We start from the raw sequence: 3,683 nt of genomic DNA, 5'->3' as shown, positions 1-3,683 counted from the left end.
ACCTGGGGCACCCCGGGCCACCCCGTCCGCCAGGAGAGCCCGGCCCCCCGGGGCCGGAATCACCGCGGAGTCCGCGTCCGCCTCCCCAGCAGCTCCGCCAGCCCTCGGCGGGTGGCCGCCAGGACCACCCGGTCGCCGGCTTGCAGGACGTACGTGTCCGGCAGGTCCCACACCAGACCCGAACCCGGCGGTTCGGCCCCCGCGCCGGCGCCCCGGGCCGCCGTGTCCAGGGCCAGCACCCGCCAGGCGCCCGGCCGGAACGCCCCCGCGACCGTGCGCCCCTCCAGCTGCGGATGCCCGTCGACGACGACCGCCGCGAACAGCAGCACGCGCCGCTCCACGGGGATCGCGCCCAGGATCTGCCGCCCCATCATCGCCCCGGCGAAGGCGGGCGCGGCCAGGTGGGACACGCTCCGGCTGCGGGTCAGGGCGGCCGGGTGCGCGGTGCGCAGCGTCCGGTACACGGCCTTGGAGAAGTCGTCGTCGTACAGCCGCAGTACCGCCCGCAGGTCGGGGCGTACCGACCGGGCGTAGAGGACGGCCTCCAGGTTGGTGGTGTCGACGCTGGTCAGCGCGAGCAGCGCGTCCGCGCGGTGGATCTTCGCCGACTCCAGGACGCCCTCCTGCGTGACGTCCCCGACCACGACCGGTACCCGTAACCGCCGGGCGACGGCCATGCCCCGGGCCTCCGGGTCGGCCTCGACGCACACCACGGGGATGTGCAGCTCGCGCAGCCGGGTCAGCACCCGGGTGCCGATCTTCCCGAGCCCCAGCAGCACCACGTGCCCGCTGAGCCCGCGCGGCGGCTTCCGCAGCGCGGACGCCGTGCGGAAAGTGCCCAGCGCCTCCAGCACCGCGGCCAGCAGCACCGGCAGCAGCAGCAACCCGACAAATCCGGACAGCAGTTGCAGTACCTGCTGCCCGGCCGGAGCCTCGACGGCGGGCTCGTTGATGGCGAACAGGTCCAGCAGCGTGACGTAGATGGCGTGCAGCGGAGGGTCGTCGGTCACCAGGATCAGCGCGACCGCGAGCGCGACCACCGCGGCCACCAGTCCCGCCAGGGACCAGCGCAGCCGGGCCGAGAACAGCGAGGCGAACGGCATCACCCCGGCCCGCCGGGCCGTCAGCGGGGGACCGGAGTACGACACCTGCTCCAGCACCACCGTGCCGCGCCCGGTCGCCGCCGCCACCGCCTCGGCGTCCGGCAGCAGTTGGGGCCCTTGGTCGCCGCTGTCCTCCGAACCCTCGACGCCCCCGGGGTCGTTGCTGGTCGCGGACAGCAACGCCAGGGTGCACAGACCCGGGTCGGCCACCTCACCCGGCCGCGGCGGCCGGCGCTCCACCGCGCGCAGCAGCAGCCCCTCCGCGTCGACGACCTTGCTGGTGCCGACGAGGGCGGAGGCGACGAGGGCGGGCGCGGTGGTGTCGGCGTCGGACAGCACGGTGGTCGCGATGTCGGTGCCGTGGCCGCCGCGGCCCGCACTCGGGTCACCGGCCAAGCCGGCCGCCTGGTCGAGGAGTTCCTCGATGTGCTGGCCGAGCCGCCGGTTGTAGAGCCGCAGCACCAGGCGCAGCCGGGGGTTGAGCCGGCGGGCGGTCAGCGCGGCGCGGATGTTGGTCTCGTCGTCGTCGTAGACGAGGGCGAGCGCGGCGGCCCGGTCCACGCCGGCGTCGGCGAGGACGGCCTCCGTGGGATCGGCGGCCTCCATGACCCGTTCGCCGGGGACGAGGGTGTCGTCGGAGCCGCCGGCGTCGCGGTTGACGGCGGTCACCATCCGGCCGAACAGCGCGGCCGAGGCGGCCCGGGCGCGTCCGGCCATCGGCTGGGGCGGGACGCGCGCCGAGGGCGGCACCACGAGGACCACCTGTTCCCGGTACACGCTCCGCAGTTCGGCGGCGAGCCGGTGCGCCAGCCCGTCGTCGCCGCACACCACCATGTGGGCGGACGGGTCGCTGGGCGGGGCGGGGTTGGGAAGGAGGCTCACCACAGGGCAGAAGACTGCCGGATCATGGACCGTGGTTCCAGGGCGCCCGGTCAGACGAGGTTCGGTCGAGGCCGGATCGCGGCTCGTTCGCGGGCCGGTCCCGCCCCGATCGCGGCCCGGTCATGCCCCGCTCGCGGTCCACCGAGGTTTACGCACCTCGTACATGTATGCAACATACACGAAATTTGTCGTACGGTAAACTTTACCGTGCCTTGGCACTCTGCCGAGCTGCCGCACACTCAGTCCGCGCGAAGCGAGGCGGACCCGGATGCGAGGGGGGACGTGACATGAATCGACGCGCAGTACGACGTGACACGAACCGGCCCGTGCGCATCGACATCACCCCCCGCGACAGCGTCCCCGAACCCGGCGCCGCAGTTTCCGGCGCCTGATCCGCAGCCTCTCCGTACAGGTCCGTACAGGTCCGTACAGGTCCGTACAGGGCACGGCACCCCGCACCGCACGCCATGGCCCGCTGTCCGAGCCCGGGCCTCAGGTCGTAGCGCCGTACGCGGCACCGTACGCCGACCAGGACCACCCGCCGCCGTTCCCACCGCACGTGCGGACCCCGCACGCGACCCGGCGCGACCACCACGCGCCCGGGCGCCCCGCTGTCCGCCGCCACCCCCACCCCGCCTCTCCAGGCACTGACGCCGCCGTCACCGACCCACCCGGAGGACCGACGCCCGTGCACAACACCGCCACCATGCTCATCGAACTGGGCGCGATCATCCTCGCCCTGGGCCTGCTGGGCCGCCTCGCCGGACGGATGGGCTTCTCGCCCGTCCCGCTGTACCTGCTGGCCGGACTCGCCTTCGGCGAGGGGGGCATCCTGCCGCTGCGGGCCGTCGAGGAGTTCACCGCCGTCGGCGCCGAGATCGGCGTCGTCCTGCTGCTGCTCATGCTGGGCCTGGAGTACAGCGCGTCCGAGCTGGTCACCAACCTGAGGACGCAGTACCCGTCCGGGGCGGTGGACTTCGCCCTCAACGCGGTGCCGGGCGCCGTGGCGGCGTTCGCCCTCGGCTGGGGCCCGGTCGCGGCCGTCGCGCTGGCCGGAGTCACCTGGATCTCCTCCTCGGGGGTGATCGCGAAGGTGCTGGGCGACCTGCGCCGGCTGGGCAACCGCGAGACACCGGTGGTGCTCGGCGTCCTGGTGATCGAGGACCTGGCGATGGCGGTCTACCTGCCGATCCTCACCGCGGTGCTGGCGGGCGCCGGCCTGGCGGGCGGCTCGGTCACCCTGCTGATCGCGCTCGGCACCGTCGGCGCGGTGCTCTACCTGGCGCTGCGTCACGGGCGCCTGATCAGCCGCGCGGTGTCCTCGGACAACGCGGAGATGCTGCTGCTGGTCGTGCTGGGCCTGACGCTCCTCGTGGCGGGCCTCGCTCAGGAACTCCAGGTGTCGGCGGCCGTCGGCGCGTTCCTGGTGGGCATCGCCCTGTCCGGCGAGGTCGCCGAGGGCGCGAGCAACCTGCTCACGCCGCTCCGGGACCTGTTCGCCGCGGTCTTCTTCGTCTTCTTCGGCCTGTCCACCGACCCGGCGGACATCCCGCCGGTCCTGGTCCCGGCGCTGCTGCTGGCGATCGTCACCACCTGCACGAAGGTCGCGACGGGCTGGTACGCGGCCCGGCGCGCGGGCATCAAGGGCGGAGGCCGCTGGAGGGCGGGCGGCACGCTGGTGGCGCGCGGCGAGTTCTC

At 74.2% G+C, this 3,683-nt stretch carries 2 protein-coding genes; one reads left to right on the top strand and one right to left on the bottom strand.

Annotated features, from left to right (window positions below; all coding sequences use genetic code 11):
* Positions 1 to 59: 59 nt before the first annotated feature.
* Positions 60 to 1,937 carry an NAD-binding protein gene (locus CCN29_RS26205; protein ID WP_086684949.1) on the bottom strand — a complete coding sequence of 626 codons (1,878 nt, stop codon included), beginning with the start codon at positions 1,935 to 1,937 and terminating at the stop codon, positions 60 to 62.
* A 736-nt stretch (positions 1,938 to 2,673) separates the two neighbouring features.
* On the opposite strand from CCN29_RS26205, the gene CCN29_RS26200 reads away from it, so the two are divergent.
* Positions 2,674 to 3,683, top strand: a 1,010-nt coding sequence (locus CCN29_RS26200) for a cation:proton antiporter (protein WP_086684946.1), incomplete at its 3' end; no start/stop codon positions are given.

Origin of the sequence: Streptomyces pseudogriseolus (assembly GCA_002154585.1) — a bacterium.
GTDB lineage: Bacteria > Actinomycetota > Actinomycetes > Streptomycetales > Streptomycetaceae > Streptomyces > Streptomyces pseudogriseolus.
The sequence above is the reverse complement of the archived record's forward strand: the minus strand, read 5'-3'. Positions and strand labels throughout refer to the sequence as shown.